Annotated in this window: 14 protein-coding genes and 2 pseudogenes; 4 read left to right on the top strand and 12 right to left on the bottom strand. The window is 66.8% G+C overall.

Annotated elements, in window-relative coordinates; genetic code table 11:
* Nucleotides 1-12 precede the first annotated feature (12 nt).
* Genes FPZ22_RS13580 through FPZ22_RS03930 form a run of 5 tightly spaced genes read right to left on the bottom strand, consistent with a single transcriptional unit; the run spans nucleotide 13 to nucleotide 4,544 of the window.
* The gene (locus FPZ22_RS13580; RefSeq protein WP_168198931.1) at nucleotides 13-1,962 is read right to left on the bottom strand and encodes a pilus assembly protein; all 1,950 of its coding nucleotides are present in this window, start codon (nucleotides 1,960-1,962) and stop codon (nucleotides 13-15) included.
* A gap of 29 nt (nucleotides 1,963-1,991) precedes the next feature.
* Complete coding sequence (locus FPZ22_RS03915) at nucleotides 1,992-2,549, bottom strand: pilus assembly PilX family protein (protein ID WP_144890569.1); 558 nt, start codon at nucleotides 2,547-2,549, stop codon at nucleotides 1,992-1,994.
* Nucleotides 2,546-3,568, bottom strand: coding sequence for a prepilin-type N-terminal cleavage/methylation domain-containing protein (locus FPZ22_RS03920; RefSeq protein ID WP_144890571.1), 1,023 nt, complete (start codon nucleotides 3,566-3,568; stop codon nucleotides 2,546-2,548). The genes FPZ22_RS03915 and FPZ22_RS03920 overlap by 4 nt, the downstream gene beginning before the upstream one ends.
* Nucleotides 3,565-4,047 carry a type IV pilus modification protein PilV gene (pilV, locus tag FPZ22_RS03925; protein ID WP_246120928.1) on the bottom strand — a complete coding sequence of 161 codons (483 nt, stop codon included), beginning with the start codon at nucleotides 4,045-4,047 and terminating at the stop codon, nucleotides 3,565-3,567. The genes FPZ22_RS03920 and pilV overlap by 4 nt, the downstream gene beginning before the upstream one ends.
* On the bottom strand, nucleotides 4,044-4,544 hold the full coding sequence (locus FPZ22_RS03930; RefSeq protein ID WP_210412704.1) for a GspH/FimT family pseudopilin: 501 nt from the start codon (nucleotides 4,542-4,544) through the stop codon (nucleotides 4,044-4,046). Before FPZ22_RS03930 ends, pilV begins: the two co-directional genes overlap by 4 nt.
* Nucleotides 4,545-4,742: 198 nt before the next feature.
* On the opposite strand from FPZ22_RS03930, the gene FPZ22_RS03935 reads away from it, so the two are divergent.
* Nucleotides 4,743-5,798 carry a sensor histidine kinase gene (locus tag FPZ22_RS03935; RefSeq protein ID WP_144890577.1) on the top strand — a complete coding sequence of 352 codons (1,056 nt, stop codon included), beginning with the start codon at nucleotides 4,743-4,745 and terminating at the stop codon, nucleotides 5,796-5,798.
* Between the two features lies 1 nt (nucleotide 5,799).
* On the opposite strand, the gene ppnN is transcribed toward FPZ22_RS03935, so the two are convergent.
* The 5 genes and pseudogenes from ppnN to grxD form a co-directional block, all read right to left on the bottom strand.
* The gene (ppnN, locus tag FPZ22_RS03940; RefSeq protein ID WP_144890579.1) at nucleotides 5,800-7,191 is read right to left on the bottom strand and encodes a nucleotide 5'-monophosphate nucleosidase PpnN; all 1,392 of its coding nucleotides are present in this window, start codon (nucleotides 7,189-7,191) and stop codon (nucleotides 5,800-5,802) included.
* 160 nt (nucleotides 7,192-7,351) lie between these two features.
* Nucleotides 7,352-10,564: a TonB-dependent receptor gene (locus tag FPZ22_RS03945; protein WP_144890581.1), complete on the bottom strand. Its 3,213-nt coding sequence runs from the start codon at nucleotides 10,562-10,564 to the stop codon at nucleotides 7,352-7,354.
* A gap of 156 nt (nucleotides 10,565-10,720) precedes the next feature.
* A pseudogene (locus tag FPZ22_RS03950) lies at nucleotides 10,721-11,319 on the bottom strand (YhgN family NAAT transporter).
* Complete coding sequence (locus FPZ22_RS03955; RefSeq protein ID WP_144890584.1) at nucleotides 11,316-12,065, bottom strand: SDR family NAD(P)-dependent oxidoreductase; 750 nt, start codon at nucleotides 12,063-12,065, stop codon at nucleotides 11,316-11,318. Before FPZ22_RS03955 ends, FPZ22_RS03950 begins: the two are co-directional and overlap by 4 nt.
* Complete coding sequence (gene grxD / locus FPZ22_RS03960; protein ID WP_144890587.1) at nucleotides 12,062-12,388, bottom strand: Grx4 family monothiol glutaredoxin; 327 nt, start codon at nucleotides 12,386-12,388, stop codon at nucleotides 12,062-12,064. The genes FPZ22_RS03955 and grxD overlap by 4 nt, the downstream gene beginning before the upstream one ends.
* 78 nt (nucleotides 12,389-12,466) lie before the next feature.
* On the opposite strand from grxD, the gene FPZ22_RS03965 reads away from it, so the two are divergent.
* Nucleotides 12,467-13,054, top strand: coding sequence for a Fe-Mn family superoxide dismutase (locus tag FPZ22_RS03965; protein WP_144890590.1), 588 nt, complete (start codon nucleotides 12,467-12,469; stop codon nucleotides 13,052-13,054).
* Nucleotides 13,055-13,095: 41 nt separating this feature from the next.
* Here FPZ22_RS03965 and FPZ22_RS03970 read toward each other — a convergent pair whose 3' ends face one another.
* Nucleotides 13,096-14,238 carry a 5-(carboxyamino)imidazole ribonucleotide synthase gene (locus FPZ22_RS03970; protein ID WP_144890592.1) on the bottom strand — a complete coding sequence of 381 codons (1,143 nt, stop codon included), beginning with the start codon at nucleotides 14,236-14,238 and terminating at the stop codon, nucleotides 13,096-13,098.
* 5 nt (nucleotides 14,239-14,243) lie between these two features.
* Nucleotides 14,244-14,750, bottom strand: a complete 507-nt coding sequence (purE, locus tag FPZ22_RS03975) for a 5-(carboxyamino)imidazole ribonucleotide mutase (RefSeq protein ID WP_144890595.1) — start codon at nucleotides 14,748-14,750, stop codon at nucleotides 14,244-14,246.
* A 57-nt stretch (nucleotides 14,751-14,807) separates the two neighbouring features.
* On the opposite strand from purE, the gene FPZ22_RS03980 reads away from it, so the two are divergent.
* Together FPZ22_RS03980 and nadC are read left to right on the top strand one after the other, a co-directional pair.
* Nucleotides 14,808-15,077, top strand: a complete 270-nt coding sequence (locus FPZ22_RS03980) for a Trm112 family protein (protein ID WP_144890598.1) — start codon at nucleotides 14,808-14,810, stop codon at nucleotides 15,075-15,077.
* Nucleotides 15,074-15,966: pseudogene (nadC, locus tag FPZ22_RS03985) on the top strand (carboxylating nicotinate-nucleotide diphosphorylase). Before FPZ22_RS03980 ends, nadC begins: the two are co-directional and overlap by 4 nt.
* Nucleotides 15,967-15,970: the final 4 nt, after the last annotated feature.

Genomic DNA, 15,970 nt, shown 5'->3' on the forward strand with positions numbered 1-15,970 from the left:
GCCGTTCCCGTTTCAGCCGTGAAGGCCGGCGACGAATGCACGATATCGCCGAGAGGGGGACGTGCGGTTGCGGAACGGTCCGCCGTACTGCTTTTCTCCGCTCCGCTCGCCAAGCAGGTAGGCCGCCAGGCCGTGACCATCCATCGTACCCAGACCGCTACCACGCTGCGCGAGGAACGTACCGCCGACCGTGAAGACCTTCGGAGCCCGGTCGTCGTAGTCCGGGACGCGGGTCGACGCTCTCCAGGAAGGAGTCGTGCTCACCTGCCCGTTCACGATGGGGTACGATGCCAGCTCGCCTGTCCAGCGCCGCCCAACGTAGCTAGCCTGAAAGATCCGCGTTTCGGTATCCAGCCTGACGCTGTTCGCAGCGACATTGGATCCGGATTCCGTACGCTCGATGATGCTACTGAGGGTGTTCCTGAGTTCGGTCGCAAAAGACTCGGGATCCGCGGCGCTAAAAAAACCGCCCCGCGAGTTGACGGCCGCGTGCAGTAGATCATCGATTTTCGCCGACTCCGCACTGGTCGGATCCGGCCAGACAAGAGAGCCCGACGTCTTGCCGATCTCGCCGAAAGCGGTCGCTGGATTCACGCTGCCTGAAACACCGAGCCCGATCCCGTAGGTCACCATGTGCTGGTGCGTCTTGGGGTTCAACGGACTTGCAGTCACCCTGTTGGCCATGCTCGGTCTCAGGTCGCGATTCCAGAAGTTGTAGGCAACGTCGGCCAGCGTGTCGCTGTATGCATCCTGGAACGGATAGCCCGCACTTCCATCGGCATTCGCGACGCTATTCGGAGGAGCTGGGCTTTCAGACCAGTAACCATCGGTCATGAGCATGGCAAAACTTTGCCGGCACGTCAGATACTCATCGTATTTGGATCCACCTGAATTTCCGACGTCGGTTCGCCAGGGGTCGTCTGAATCCGTCCGATCTTCGTAGTAGTTACCGACATCCCAGAGGGTCTGGCGGGATGGTGTTCCATTGGTCGAAACAACCCCGCCATAGAGATTGTTATAGAAAGCTGTCCGGTGAGTGCCCACGAAGGGCCTGACACCGGAGACGACCCTCGGGCTCGAGTTCAGCGTGGCGTAACCAACGCGCGCCGCAGTCGCTGCGTCATCGCCCGGAAGACTGGAGAATGCGCGTCCAATTCCGCCGCGACTGGCCAGGATTCTTGACCGGTAGTACTGGAACCAGTTGGCGAAGTTCTGAAGCTGGTCCGCGTCGGTGATCTCATGGCGCGTGTAGTTCGCAGGGTTGTACTTGTCGCTCGCGCTGTCGCCGCCTGTGTACGTGTAGTAGATGTTGAACCGGATGGTGCGCTCGCCCTGTTCACGGACACATGCCTGCTGGGTGCAGGTATCGTTATTCGACGTCCTCTGCCACCACACACCGGAATACGTCACGGGTCCCGTAAGGTCGACCGTCCCCTTTGACGCATTCTCGGGATTCCAGAGTGCCGCGGTAGGCGTTGCATTCGGGTAGCTCGTTCCGTCGGCCTTGACCCAGGGCTTGTAAGTCACGGCTGGATTGAAGTATTGGGCATTGAATCGCGCAGTCCGCACGATTCTTCCGTATACGTTGTCGGGATCCGCGACGGTATTGTCATAGTCGCTTCCGCCATAAAGCCCGGAGACACGAGGAAACACGCGTCCGATATTGGAAGTGTTCCTGTTGTTATCTGCGCTCGATTGAATCCTGTTGACAGTTATTCCATCAATCAAGTCTCCGGGCATGATCTCGCCATGCATCGAACCCGAGTCGTCCAGAACAAACATGATATTCGGCGGCACAGTGGCGCCCGACTGCAGCGGCACGTCCGGGATGTTCAAATTGGCATGGCCCGGCGCCGCAAGCGCCACTGCGAGACAACCAAGCAGCGCGGGATGAAGGCGCTGGGGGCGCACGGACTCGATCGTTCGTTGCTTGTTTCGACCAGACATCGGTTCGTACTCCATTACGGGCCATACCACGCCCTTAAGGCGATTCATTCGGGGGAGGTGAAGCTGCTTTGAAGCAGGACTTCTGCGCGCCCGGCGGCGCGTGCGCGCGCAGTGATGCGGTAGCGTGGCCCCATGCAACCAACCGGCACCGGCTCGGACCGGTCACAGCCCACCCAGTTCGGGAACAGACCCATGAACTCGATGAAGTATTCGGGGATCACCTGCAGGTCGCCACTACCCACGCTGGCGGCCTGCTTGTATGGAGGCGAAGGCAGCTTCCAACGATCGACCCACGACTCCTGACCGGTCGGATTCGGCTGTCCGCACAGCCCGTTGGTACACGCGCTGGTGTAATCGGTTCGCTTGGAGGCTGCCGCCACCGCTTCACCTTCCCGAAGCGCTGCTTCCGCTGCCTGGAACATCAACGATCGATCCATCAGGGACGTGCTCATTCGCTCCTCGAGCAGGACGCCGCGCATGCTTGCCAACCCCAACAAGGTCATGATCAGGAGCAGCAGCAGCACCACCACAAGCGCCACACCGCGTTCACGAGCGGCCGCGGCACTCGTTTCACGCAGCACGATACCGGGATACGTACTCATGGATTGCGGCCCCGGAGCGTTACCACGTGGGCCAATTGGCGCCTCAACGCCTGTCCGTCTGTACCGGCAATCTCTCGATTGCGCAAAGCCCCTTCGGCAGCCACGAGTTCCACGCCAATGCGGACAGCGGCGACCTCACCCCAACGGTCGGCGGGAACTGCGCCGGCCGCCAGGTAGTCTGTTCCCGGAAGGTAGTAGTTCAGGTCCAGCGTTCTGACACCCTCGGTAATCTCCTCCGGCGCCTGCCCACTTACACGGCGGTACAGCGAACGCGCACCGCGCGAGTTGTGTCCGATGTACCAGATCGTCGAATTGAGCTTCGCGATGAGCGCATTCTCTCCGTACTGCTTGCCGTCCTTGGGCTTGGATGCGCAATCCGGGTCGACGGGAAAACTAAGCGCCTTGCAGAAATTCCCGCCGGACGGTTCCGAACTGTTGCCGGTGTTATGCCCGATGTGCAACACAGCTCCGCCCGGCGTCATCTCGAAGATGCTGGCTTGGGAATAGTCACAGATGATGAGTACGTCGCCAGCCTTAAAGCCATGGTCGGCGGTGTTCACGTGGATCACCGCCGAAGCGGGGACGTGCTTGGTGACAGTCACGTTGGAACCCGCCGATGACCTGAGTTCCACGGCCTGGGTGCCTTCTACGCGGTTCCCCGCACCGGTCCCGAACGGCGCGAGAGCCGCGGCGTTGGCACCGCCGTATCCTCGCAGTCCGTCGCCCCATGAGAAGGTATCGCCGGGAGTCTTCAATACATTGGCGACCGGAAGATTGTTGCCGCATGCCGTTGCCCCTGCTTCGCGCAGGTCCCGCGCCATGAGCTCGAACGCTATGCGGCCATTCTCCTGGATACGTCCGATGGTTTCGGTCGCATTGTAGGCTTGGCGGTTCGAGAGGAAAATCGCGCCGGTCGCGCCCACGACAAGCAGGCCCAGCAGCATCGCGATCATCAGTTCGATAAGCGTAATGCCACGCTGTAGCTTTAGGGGCGTCGAAACAATTTTGCTCGGATTCATAGCCTGCTCGTAGTCACGACATTCATGCTTTCCGTGCCCGCTGTCGCCCGCGATTCATCCCAGAACACCGTCACTATGCAGACCGCGCTCGTGACATCGCACTGGACCGACCCGCACGCGGCCTGCCCGACTGTCGCCTTGAGTGAGTCGACCCAGAACTTCAGGTCACTCTGCGCGCGAGTTCCCGGTGAAGGCGAGGTACACGCCTTCGGCAGGTTGTAGGCGCCGGACCGCGCCGCGGTGACGTTGGAACGCATTGCATCGAGGATTGAATAGCTCTGGATTACCGCCTGGGTACGTTCGACGGACGCTTGGCTGTTTCGCAGCGCGACTGCCTGGATCGCCGCCACCCCCAGCAATCCGATCGCCATGATCAACACGGCAATAAGCACTTCGATCAGCGTTGCACCGGCCTGGCGACGAACGGATCCGATCATTCTGACGGGGCCTCTCCACAGGCGCTTGGTCATATGCTTCATGTGTTGGGCACCTGTGCCGCGCAGCCTGAGGACGTCACAGGAGCGTTCGTGGAGATCCGAGCTCCCGAAATCGCTACATGCCGGGCATTCTGGACGGGCCTCTGGGCGTTGATGCAGATCTCGATGATTCCCGTCAGCACGGTTTCCGGAGCGCTTCCGACGCGTGCGAGACCATCTGGCCGGAAAATGATCTTTGTACCGGCACTGCCGCTTCCACGCGCGGTCAGGCGGGGATTCAGCGCAATGTCCCGGTATATCGCTCCAGCCGCACTGCGCACGATGACCCGTTGCCAATCATTGCTTCCCGAACATGTGGTGCCGTTGGCGCTAGCGCATACCTCGACCCGTGCGTTGCGACGGACCGACTCCATCCGGGCATCCTGGAGGAGCGCGACCACCTCGTTCGTGCCGGACACGACATTGCTCCTATTTGTCATTTCCTGGAAGCTGGGAGCTGCAAGCGTGACCAGCACGGCCAGCACTGCCAGCGTGACCATCAACTCAATCAGCGTGAATCCCGCCAACAGGAGAGGGCCGCCTCCTTCCTGGCCTACAGCTCGATGCATGGATTCCAGCCCCCGGGGACGATATCCGAACCCTAATCGCCGACACGCCCAGTGTCAGCCTGAGTCCGACCGGCGGGCATTGTGCCCGGACCAGTGGGCATGAGATGAGCGCCGGTGCATGATTGACGCATGCCCACGCGCCTTGACCGCCCCGACACGATCTCCAGCCCACTCCACGCCGCGTGGCAGCCCGCGGCGATCATGTGGACCATGGCTGCAGGCGAAGGACTCGCCATTGTCCTGGCCCTTGCGCCGGGTGTCGAGGGCGACCGCTGGATCCATTTCGGCCTGGCATCCTTGGCCATCCAATGGGTCCTGCTGGCGACGATGGGTGGTTTGTATCTGCTCCGCAACCTGCTTTCAGGCCTCGCTCCCCAAGGCATCGCGATAGTTGCACTCCTGCTGCAGATGGTCGCAAGCTGGCTCGTAGGCGCATTGGCGTATCACTTCGGTCGACAGATGGCGCCGCTTTCGGGAGAAGGCGGACTTCGGCCCTTCCTGCACCTGACCGGACTGTCTTTATCGGTTGGGGCAATGGGCCTCGCGGCATTCCATAACCACTGGCGCGCCCGCCAGGCCGCCGTACGCACCAAACACGCCGAGTTGGAATCCCTGCAGGCCCGCACCCATCCGCACTTCCTCTTCAACAGCCTCAACACGGCAATCTCCTTGGTGCACCAGCGGCCGGAGGACGCCGAGCGGGTCCTGCTGGACCTGTCCGACCTCTTCCGCGCCGCCCTCGCGGGCCCGCGTCATATCCAGCTCGAGGAAGAGATCGGGCTTGTCCGCCGATATCTCGAGATCGAGCACCTCAGGCTGGGCGGACGCCTGGTGGTCGTCTGGGAGCTGCCACCGTTACTGCCCGACACCGAGGTCCCCGCCCTCTCCGTCCAGCCACTGGTGGAGAACGCCGTGCGCCACGGTATCGAGCGCCGCGTCGAGGGCGGCAGGATCGACATCCGAGTCACCGCCGGCGAGGACTGGGTCCACGTCACGGTACGCAACGATCTTCCGGATCGTGGCAATGCGCTTGTGCCCGCCGCCAGCGGCCATGGCGTGGGCCTCGCATCGGTCTCGAGCCGCGTCGAGGCGATGACCGACGGTCGAGGAACGCTGTCCACGGGCGTAGCGGACGGCCGCTATGTCGCGACTATTCGCCTGCCAGTGACCTCGCCGGCCACCTGACTCAGGTCACCACCTCGTAACACGGCCTGTAGTCCCCCGCGATCTTCATCCGCCGCTGCTCCACGAACGCCCTCAGCAGCGCGTCCAGTGACTCCATCATGTCCTTGTCGCCGCGGATCTGGAATGGACCGAAGGCCTCGATCCGGCGCATGCCCTCCTCCTTCACGTTCCCCGCCACGATGCCGGAGAAGGCCCGCCGCAGGTCTGCCGCAAGTTCGTGCGGCCTGCGGCCATGGTGCAGGTCCAGTCCTGCCATCGCCTCGTGCGTGGGCACGAAGGGCTGCTGGAACTCCAGGGGAATGTCCAGGCCCCAGTTGAAGTAGAACGAGTCCTTGTTCTGGATGCGCGCCTCGCGCACGCGCTTGATGCCGGCGGCCATGCGCCGGGCCACGGCCTGGGGATCACCGACGATGATCTCGTAGCGCGATGCGGCGGCGTCTCCCAGCGTCAGGCGGATGAACCTGTCGATCTGCTCGAAGTACGGCGCCGAGGCCACCGGGCCGGTGAGGATCAGCGGGAACGGCAGCTCCGCATTCTCGTCGCGCAGCAGCAGGCCGAGCAGATAGAGGATCTCCTCCGCCGTGCCGACGCCGCCGGGGAACACGATGATGCCGTGGCCGATGCGGACGAAGGCCTCCAGGCGCTTCTCGATGTCCGGCATGATCACCAGCTGGTTGACGATGGGGTTGGGCGACTCGGCGGCGATGATGCCCGGCTCGGTGATGCCGATGTAGCGCGGACGGCGCTGGCGCTGCTTGGCATGCGCGATGTTGGCGCCCTTCATCGGGCCCTTCATGGCGCCGGGGCCGCAGCCGGTGCAGATGTCCAGGCCGCGCAGGCCGAGCTCGTAGCCGACCAGCTTGGTGTACTCGTATTCGACGCGGCTGATCGAGTGGCCGCCCCAGCAGACCGCCAGGTTGGGTTCGACCGGATGCAGCAGGCGGGCATTGCGCAGCAGGCCGAACACCGCGTCCGTGATGCCGGCCGAGGACTCCAGGTCGGCCGCGCGCTCCGGGCCCAGTTCGATCGCCATGTAGGCGAGGTCGCGCACGGTGGCGAACAGCAGTTCGGCCACGCCGCGGATGATCGCGCCGTCGACGAAGGCCATGCCCGGCGCGTTCCTCAGCTCGATGCGCAGGCCGCGGTCCTGCTGCAGCACCTGGATGTCGAAGTCGGGATACATCTCCTGCGCGGCACGCGGGTCGTCGTTCGTGCTGCCGCTGGTCAGCACGGCGAGCGCGCAGCGACGCAGCAGGTCGTGCAGCCCGCCGGCGGAGGCGTCCTTGAGCCGGGCCACTTCCTCGCGTGAAAGGATGTCGAGCCCGCCGCGCGGGTAGATATGCGCATCGACCGTGGGAAGGGTGGTGGTTTCGAGCCGGACGGCCTGGGTCATCGCTTTCTCTTCTTCTTTCGTCGTCGTTTCCGGTCATCGACTCTAGCGCAACCGGGCCCGGCTGCCGAGGCGGCGGCGCCCTCCGCGTCCGGAGCCGGAGCGCAAACGGAAACGGCCGGGGCATGCCCCGGCCGTTCCGTGTACTGCGCAGCGTTGCCGATCAGAACTTGTACTTCAGGCTCAGCATGACCGACCAGCGCGAGACGCCGGTGTTGATGCCGTCTCCGTTGTTCTCCTGGATGCCGGAGTTGTCGGTCGAACCGGTGAAGTTGTAGACGTACTTGCCGGTCGCCGGATTGATGCCCGCGTAGTTGGCCACACGGCGGGTGGAGAAGAAGCCGTAGTCGTCGATCAGGCCCCAGTCCTTGTTGATCAGGTTGCCGATGTTCATGACGTCCAGCGCGATCTCGGCCTTGTGGCCCTCGAAGAACATGGGAATTTCCTGACTCACCCGGACGTCGAAGGTGTTCGTCCAGCCGGCGCGGAAGGCGTTGGCCGGGGCCACCTGGCCGCGGTAGCGCTGCAGCTCGGGGGCGTTCTGCGCCATCCAGTCGAAGAACCGCTGCTCCATCGCGGCTCCACCCACCCACTCGACGTCACCGGGGCCGGCGGGCACGTAGAACAGGTCGTTCGTGCTGGCGCTGTCGCCGTTGATGTCGTTGTAGTAGATGTAGCTGAACGGGCGACCCGAACGGCCCTCGTAGAACAGGCCCGCGGTGGTCATGTTGTCGCCGAACAGCGCCTTCTGCCAGGTCAGTGCGGCGGTGAAGCGGTCCTTGATGGCGTAGCGGGAGTTGTAGCCCACCGGCTCGTTGGAGTTGAACACCAGGGTGTTGTTCCAGTTCGACGAGTTCTGCGAGCTCGTCGCCGGGCTGAACTCCGTGGCGTCGGTGTAGGTATAGCCGAGCACCCAGCTCCACTGGTCGACCATCGGCTTCGACAGCGCCAGGGTGAGCTGGCGGGCCGAGCCCTTGTCGGTGTTGCGGATCACGATGGCCTGGTCGACCTGCGGATGCTTGTTTGCGCGGTTGCCGGCGCCATTGCGGCCGTGGGTCATGCCGAAGCCGGAAATGTTGGCCGGGTTGTAGCCCGCCGCGTTCCAGTAGATGGCGCGACCGTCCTGGCCGTAGCCGGTCGGGTTGCCGAGGTCGATGCGGTCGAACCACAGCGCGTTCTTGTTCTTGGTGACCAGCAGCTCGGCCGACGCCACCAGGCCGTGCCACGGCAGCTCGTGGTCGAACGCCAGGTTGGCCTTCCAGATCGACGGCAGGGCCAGGCCGGGCTCCATGATGTCGGCGGTGATGCGCGGCGCGCTGGCGCTGCCACCGGTCGGGATCGACGGCGGCACGCTCGGGTTGAACGCCGGGACATTGGAGCCGCTCAGGCTGTAGGTGTCGAAGTTCAGGCCGGTGTTCTGGAACGGGCCGGCGAGCCACACGTTGGGGTTGCCGCCCTGGAACAGGCCGACACCGCCACGCAGCTGCGTCGGGCGCTCGCTGTCGAAGGTGTAGTTGAAGCCGAAGCGAGGCTGCCACAGCTCCTTGTCGAGCGTCACGCTGTTGTCGAGGCCGTAGATCTCCTCGATGCGCGGGTTGTAGATCGGCGAGTTGCCGAAGTCGGGCATGTCGACGCGCACGCCGAACATCAGGGTCAGGTTGTAGTTGACCGCCCAGGTGTCCTGCACGAACAGGCCCAGGTTCTCGAACGAGTAGGCCGCCGGAATGTCGGAGCGGCTGCCGCCGGCGCGCGGGGCACGCAGGTCGTAGCGGGTCGGACGGCCGGCTTCGAAGTCCTCGAGGCTGTTGAAGGTCCACACGCCGTTGAGGTCGCGGCCGTAGAAGTTGAGGATGTCGTTGTCTTCGTAGTCGAAGCCGAACTTCAGAGTGTGGTCACCGGCATACCAGGTGCCGGCGCCGAACACGGTCAGCTGCTCGGTGTCGACGACGTTGACGTGGCGGTTGCGCTCGGTGCCGAGGTTGATGCTGTCCTGGCCCGGGCCGACGTTGTTGATGAAGATGGTCGGCAGGTCGGCGTAGGTGCCGGCGATCGACGAATAGTCGCGCTGCGAAACCTTGAACTCGGTCGAGAAGTTGTCGCTCCAGTCGCTGAACAGCTCGGCGACGGTGCTCTCGAAGGTCTTGTTCTGGTCGTACCAGTAGCTCGACAGCGAGACGCTGCTGCCGCCGAAGCCGACCAGCTTGGGCACCACTTCCTCGGTCTTGCTGTAGCGCAGCGCGGCACGGTGGTTGTCGTTGATGTTCCAGTCCAGCTTGACCGCGTACTCCTCGATGTCCGTCTCGGAGATGCTCGGCGGGTTCATGCTGCCCGGATCGAAGCCGAAGCCCTTGGCGGCGGCCGTCACGCGGTCGATGTGGGTCTGGTCGATGCCGTCGTTCCACGGGGTGCCGGACAGGCTGACGCCCGGACGCTCGCGCTTGAACTGCTCGTAGTTGGCGAAGAAGAACAGGCGATCCTTGACGATCGGGCCGCCGACGGTGAAGCCGTAGGTCTCTTCCTTGCCGAAGCCCTGGAACTCGACGCCGCGCAGCTCGTCACGCACCCAGTCGCCGTCGCGCAGGGTGTAGTACGCGCTGCCGTGGAACTCGTTGGTGCCCGACTTGGTCACGGCGTTGACCACCGCGCCGGTGCCGCCGGAAATGGTGGTGTCGTAGTTGGCCAGGTCGATCTGGATTTCCTCGATCGCGTCCATGGAGACCGGCTGGCGCTCGGTCGGCATGTTGTTGGCCTCGAGGCCGAACGGGTCGGAGTTGCTGACGCCGTCGATGCGGATCACGTTGAAGCGCGAGTTCTGGCCGCCGGCGGAAATGGAACCGTCGGCCTTGCTGATCTGCGAGATGCGGGGATCCAGGCGGATGTAGTCCTGGATGTTGCGGCTGGCCGACGGCAGCGCCTCGATGATCTCGTTGTTGAGGTTGGTGCCCGTGCCCATCTTGTTGGCGCTGAACAGCTCGGAGCCGCCCGCCACGCCGACCGCGGTCACGGTGGCGAGCGTGGTCACGTCGCCGGTGAGCTGGGCGTTGACCGTGTTGACCTGGTTCAGTCCGAGGAAGACGTTGTCCTCGGTCCTGGTGCCGGCGCCCGCCTTGGTGATGGTGATCTCGTAGGGACCGCCCACGCGCAGGCCGCGCGCGCTGTAGCGGCCGCTGGCGTCGGTGGTCACCCGGCTGGTGGTGCCGGATTCGACGTGGACGATGGTCACTTCGGCGCTGGTGACCGGCTGGCCATCGCTGCCGAGGACCACGCCGCCGACGCCCGCGGAGGTGGCGCTCTGGGCAAAGACAGGCGCTGCGGCGAGCGCGGCGATCAGGCCGAGCGAAAGTTTCGACACACGGAAGGCGTTTCGACGGGTCATGGGCAGGACTCTTTGGTGGCAGTAGAAAACGGAACGCGCCCCGAAGGGGCACGATGGGGGAATTCGGTCGGATCCACGCCGCGACCGCCGATCGGCGGCAGCGGTTAACGACAGATTAACATGTTAGGCCACGATCATGTCGGTTTTGTGACACTTTCAAGCCAGGCTGCTGTCGGCCAGATAGCCGGCCACGCCGTCAAGCAGCATCTGCACCGAGATGGCCACCAGCAGCATGCCCATCAGGCGCTCGACGGCGCTCAGCGCGCGGGCACCGAGCAGGCGGTACAGGTAGGGCGCGCACAGCAGGATCGCGGCCGTGGCGCCCCAGGCGATCAGCAGCGCCAGGCTCCATTCGCCGAGGCGCTCCGGTTCGCGGCTGCCCATCAGCATCACCGCAGCCATGCCCGAGGGCCCGGCCACCAGCGGCACCGCCAGCGGGACGATGAAGGGTTCGCCGTCCGGGAGTTCGCCCATCAGGCCTTCCGGCGGGGGAAGATCATCCGGATGCCGATCAGGAACAGGACGATGCCGCCGGCGATCGACACCGACTCCTGGCGCAGGTGCATGACCTCCAGCGCGTATTTTCCGACCCACAGGAACGCCATCAGCACGAACAGGGCGATCAGCAGCTCCCGCACCAGCACCGCGCGCTGCCGCTGCGGCGGCAGGTGGCGGAGGATGCCCAGGAACACCGGAATGTTGCCCAGCGGGTCCAGGATCAGGAACAGCAGCAGGGCGGCGGAGACGATGGTCATGCAGGCGGCGCCCAGGCCTGGCCTCGGAACTGCGCGCCATCGGACGACAGCAGGATGACGGCGGCGGTGGCGGCGGCATCCGGGTCGCGGGCACGGCGATCTTCGTCGGCCACGTGCGAGCGCGCGCGCAGCGGCGTGCGCATCGGTCCCGGGTGCAGCCCGTGGAAGCGCACAGGGCCGCGGCCATGCTCGGCATGCAGGGTGTCGAGCAGGGCGCGCTGGCCGCGCTGGGCGATGCCGTAGGCGCCGCGGTAGGCGGCCGGGACTTCATCGTCGAGCACGAACACGACGGCGGCGTCGGGGGCCTGGCGCAGCAGCGGCAGGCAGGCATGGGTCAGCCACCAGCGCGCGGTGAGGTCGACATGCAGGACGCGGGCGAAGTCGCCCGGGTCGGTGTGCTCGAGCGGAGTCAGGCCGGGGAAGTCCGCGGCACAGTGCAGGATGCCGTCCAGGCGGCCGAGCTGGGCGCCGATGCGCGCCGCGAGCTCGGCGTGGTCCCCATAGTCCGCGCCGGCGAGATCGAAAGGATAGTTGACCGGCTCCGGCAGCCCGGCGGGGTCGCGGGCGATGGCATCGTAGACGCGGTTGAGCTTCGGCACCCGGCGGCCGAGCAGGACCACGGTCGCGCCCGCACGCGCGCAGGCCTGCGCTGACGCCGCGCCGAGCCCGCCGTGGGCGCCGGTCACCAGGACCACGCGCCCGGCCAGCACGGCCGACGCCTCCACCGAGGCCGCGGGGGTGCTCACGCCTTCTGCGTTTCCGCGAGCATGCGCGCCAGCTCACCCGACTCGAACAGCTCCAGGGTGATGTCGCAGCCGCCGATCAGCTCGCCGTTGATGAACAGCTGCGGGAAGGTCGGCCAGTTGGAGATGCGCGGCAGGTTGGCGCGGACCTCCGGATCCTCGAGCACGTTGACGCTGTGCAGGGTGGACATGTCGGCGCCGGCCTCGCGCAGCGCGACCACGGTGCGGCTGGAGAAACCGCACATGGGGAACTGCGGCGTGCCCTTCATGAAAAGGACGACCGGGTGGCTGGAAATCTCGGCCTGGATGCGTTCGGTGATGGGCATGACGGCTCCGTCAGTGGGCGGCGGCCAGCGGCCGCGCGGCGCGCGGCGCGCGAAGGGGATCGCGCTATTGTAGCGTCCATGTCCATCGAACTCCCCGCCCTGCCCTGGGACCGCACAGCCCTCGAACCCCATGTGTCGGGCGAGACCATCGAGCTCCAGCACGGCCGCATCCAGCGCGCCCATGTCGACGCCGTCAATACGCTCGCCCCTGGCGCCGGGATGGGCTCGGCCAGCCTTGAGGACCTGGTCCGCGGCGCGCAGGGCGCGCTGCAGCAGCATGCGGCGCAGGCCTGGAACCTGGCGTTCCAGTGGCGCGGCCTGAAGCCGGCGCTGGCGGGCGGCGGCGGTGAGCCGAAGGGTGAGCTGGCCGAAGCCATCGTGCGCCGGTCCGGTGATATCCCGCGCTTCCGCCGGCGGTTCGCGGCCATGGCCACCGCGCTGCAGGGCTCGGGCTGGATCTGGCTGCTGCAGCGGCCGGATGCCTCGGTGGCGCTGGCGGTGACCGCCAACACCGCCTCGCCCATCACCGGCGACGACCGCCCCCTGTTCGGCCTGAGCCTCTGGGAGCACGCCTACCTGCTCGACTACCGCGAAGCGCGCGGACGATACGTGGAGGCGGTGTGGAACGTGATCGACTGGGGCTTCGTGGCTTCGAACATGAGATGACGGCGGAGCTGCCCCGTCCCCCGCTGCGCGGATAGTTCCCGCTACTCCCGGAGCCGCGCGACCACCGGGGCCACCTGCGCCTCGCGGCCAAGCGCGGCACCCACGCGCTCCAGTGCGGCCGCCAGGGCCTCGTCGTCGTCGGCGCGCAGGGTGGCGTGGCCGACCTTGCGGCCGGCACGCGGGGTTTTTCCGTAGTCGTGCCAGTGCCCCCCGGGCTCGGCCAGCACCGCGACGGGATCCGGCATCTCGCCGATCCAGTTCAGCATGCAGGCGCGTCCCAGCGCGCGTGTCGCACCCAGCGGCAGGCCGAGCACCGCGCGCAGGTGGTTCCCGAATTGAGAGGTCTCGGCGCCTTCGATGGTCCAGTGGCCGGAATTGTGCACGCGCGGCGCCAGTTCGTTGGCCAGCAGTCCGCCATCGAGGCAGAACAGCTCCAGCGCGAACACGCCAACATACTCCAGCGCCTCGGCCAGGGCGCGGGCATGGCCGACGGCACGCGCCTCCAGTCCGGGGGAGACGCGTGCGGGAGCAAGGCTGGCCGAGAGCACGCCGTCGACGTGCCAGTTCTCGGTCAGGGGCCAGGTGCGGAACTCGCCGTCGCGACCGCGCACCGCCACCACGCTCAGTTCGCGCTCGAACGGCACGAAGGCCTCGAGGATCAGCCCCCCGGCCGCGGCCTGCGCACCGAGCGCCTCCCAGGCCGCCGCGGCATCGGCCGCGGCGCGGATGCGGAACTGGCCCTTGCCGTCATAGCCCAGGCGACGGGTCTTGAGGATGCAGGGCGTGCCCAGGCGGGCGATCGCGGCCTCCAGGCCGGCCGGCGTATCCACGGCCACGTAGCCCGGCACCGGGATCCCGAGTTCGCCGAGCAGGGTCTTCTCGGCCAGGCGGTCCTGGCTGGTCCCCAGCGCGCGCGGATCGGGGAACAGAGGCACCCGCCGGCTCAACCACTCGGCCGATCCGGCGGGCACGTTCTCGAAGTCGAAGGTGGCGATGTCGATGCCCGAGGCGAACTCCTCCAGCGTGGCACGGTCGCGATAGTCGCCCACCACCAGCGGCGCGAACTGTCCGGCACAGGCCTCCGCGCTGGTGTCCATCACCGAGAAGCGCAGGCCCAGCGGGGCCCCGGCCAGCGCCATCATCCGCGCCAGCTGCCCGCCCCCGAGGATGCCGATCGTGGTCATCGCCTTCACCGGCGCGGGTCGTCGCCGGCGGCGACGTCGTCCGTCTGGCGCTGGCGGAAGGCATCGAGCGCCGCGGCCACGTCGGCATCGCCCGCGGCGGCCAGCTGCGCGGCCGCGAACAGCGCCGCATTGGCGGCGCCTGCGTTGCCGATCGAGAAGGTGGCCACCGGTACGCCCGCCGGCATCTGCACGATGGACAGCAGCGAGTCCATGCCATTGAGCGCCTTCGACTGCACCGGCACGCCGAGCACCGGCAGCGCCGTCTTCGAGGCCAGCATGCCCGGCAGGTGCGCCGCCCCGCCGGCGCCGGCGATGATCGCCTTCAGGCCGCGCTCGCGCGCGGTGGCCGCGTACTCGAACAGGGCATCGGGTGTGCGGTGCGCGGAAACCACGCGGACCTCGTGCGGAATGCCGAGTTCCCCGAGCTTCTGCGCCGCATGCTGCATGGTGTCCCAGTCGGATCGTGAACCCATCACGACCCCGACGACGGGTGGGCGGTTGCTGGCGGTCATTGGCCGTCCCCGGTGGCAAAGACGTATTCTAGCGGGCCCACGCCGCGACCGTATGCCATGGACCGCAAGCTGCTCGACATCCTCGTCTGCCCCGCCAGCCGGCAGCCGCTGGCGCTGCTGGAACCCGCCGGACTGGAGGCGCTGAACCGGGCGATCGCTGCGGGCGGCGTGCGGCGCGCTGATGACTCGCCGCAATCCACTCCGCTGCACGAGGCCTTGGTCACCCGCGACCGGCGCACGGTCTACCGCGTCGACGACGGCATCCCGGTGCTGCTGGCCGAGGAAGCCATCGCCACGTCCCAGGCCGACGGCTTCCCGGGCGCATGAGCAACGCGGACGGCGGATCCGGCGCGGTCGCGGATGCCCCGCCCCGCTTCGCACCTCCGCCCGCCGCGGCGGTGGACGCCGACGTCGAGCGCGCCCTCGCCGAGGATCTGGGCAGCGGCGACGTCACTGCCGCCCTGCTTGCCGATGCGCCGGAAGCGGCCTACCTGCTGTGCAAGGAAGAGGCCGTGGTCTGCGGCCGGCCCTGGTTCGACGCCTGCCACCGGGCCCTCGATCCGCAGGTCGCCATCGTCTGGCGCGTGGCGGAGGGAGACCGCGTGCCCCCCGGCACCGTGCTCGCCACGCTGCAGGGCCGCACCCGTTCCCTGGTCAGCGCCGAGCGCACCTCGCTGAACTTCATGCAGACGCTGTCGGGCACCGCGACCACCGTGGCCGCCCACGTCGATGCGGTGCGCGGCACCCGCGCGCGCATCCTCGACACCCGCAAGACCCTGCCGGGTCTGCGCCAGGCCCAGAAGTACGCGGTGCGCGTGGGCGGTGGCGAAAACCATCGGATGGGCCTGTACGACGCGGTGATGCTGAAGGAGAACCACGTGCGCGCGGCCGGCTCGATCTCCGCCGCCATTGCCGCCGCGCGCGCCAGCCAGCCGGAGCTGCCGCTGATCGTCGAGGTCGAGACCCTGGCCGAGCTGCGCGAGGCGCTCGACGCCGGCTGCGATCGCATCCTGATCGACGACTTCGACCCCCGACGCGCCGCGAGGCGGTGCGCATCGTCGCCGGCCGGATCCCGCTGGAAGTCTCCGGCGGCGTCGGACTCGAGTCGCTGTCCGCGATCGCCGCGGACGGCGTCGATTGCATTTCCATCGGCGGCCTGACCAAGCACCTGCGCGCGGTGGACCTGTCGCTCAAGCTCGGACCACCGCCGGCCTAGAGTC

The organism is Luteimonas granuli, assembly GCF_007795095.1.
Taxonomy (GTDB): Bacteria; Pseudomonadota; Gammaproteobacteria; order Xanthomonadales; family Xanthomonadaceae; genus Luteimonas; species Luteimonas granuli.

Coding starts and splice junctions, on each gene's coding strand:
- FPZ22_RS03980 (WP_144890598.1), top strand. CDS start 14,808: ATGGACCGCAAGCTGCTCGACATCCTCGTCTGCCCCGCCAGCCGGCAG.
- FPZ22_RS03920 (WP_144890571.1), bottom strand. CDS start 3,568: ATGAATCCGAGCAAAATTGTTTCGACGCCCCTAAAGCTACAGCGTGGC.
- grxD (WP_144890587.1), bottom strand. CDS start 12,388: ATGCCCATCACCGAACGCATCCAGGCCGAGATTTCCAGCCACCCGGTC.
- FPZ22_RS03970 (WP_144890592.1), bottom strand. CDS start 14,238: ATGACCACGATCGGCATCCTCGGGGGCGGGCAGCTGGCGCGGATGATG.
- FPZ22_RS03915 (WP_144890569.1), bottom strand. CDS start 2,549: ATGAGTACGTATCCCGGTATCGTGCTGCGTGAAACGAGTGCCGCGGCC.
- purE (WP_144890595.1), bottom strand. CDS start 14,750: ATGACCGCCAGCAACCGCCCACCCGTCGTCGGGGTCGTGATGGGTTCA.
- FPZ22_RS03945 (WP_144890581.1), bottom strand. CDS start 10,564: ATGACCCGTCGAAACGCCTTCCGTGTGTCGAAACTTTCGCTCGGCCTG.
- FPZ22_RS03965 (WP_144890590.1), top strand. CDS start 12,467: ATGTCCATCGAACTCCCCGCCCTGCCCTGGGACCGCACAGCCCTCGAA.
- FPZ22_RS13580 (WP_168198931.1), bottom strand. CDS start 1,962: ATGGAGTACGAACCGATGTCTGGTCGAAACAAGCAACGAACGATCGAG.
- pilV (WP_246120928.1), bottom strand. CDS start 4,047: ATGAAGCATATGACCAAGCGCCTGTGGAGAGGCCCCGTCAGAATGATC.
- FPZ22_RS03930 (WP_210412704.1), bottom strand. CDS start 4,544: ATGGTCACGCTGGCAGTGCTGGCCGTGCTGGTCACGCTTGCAGCTCCC.
- ppnN (WP_144890579.1), bottom strand. CDS start 7,191: ATGACCCAGGCCGTCCGGCTCGAAACCACCACCCTTCCCACGGTCGAT.
- FPZ22_RS03935 (WP_144890577.1), top strand. CDS start 4,743: ATGCCCACGCGCCTTGACCGCCCCGACACGATCTCCAGCCCACTCCAC.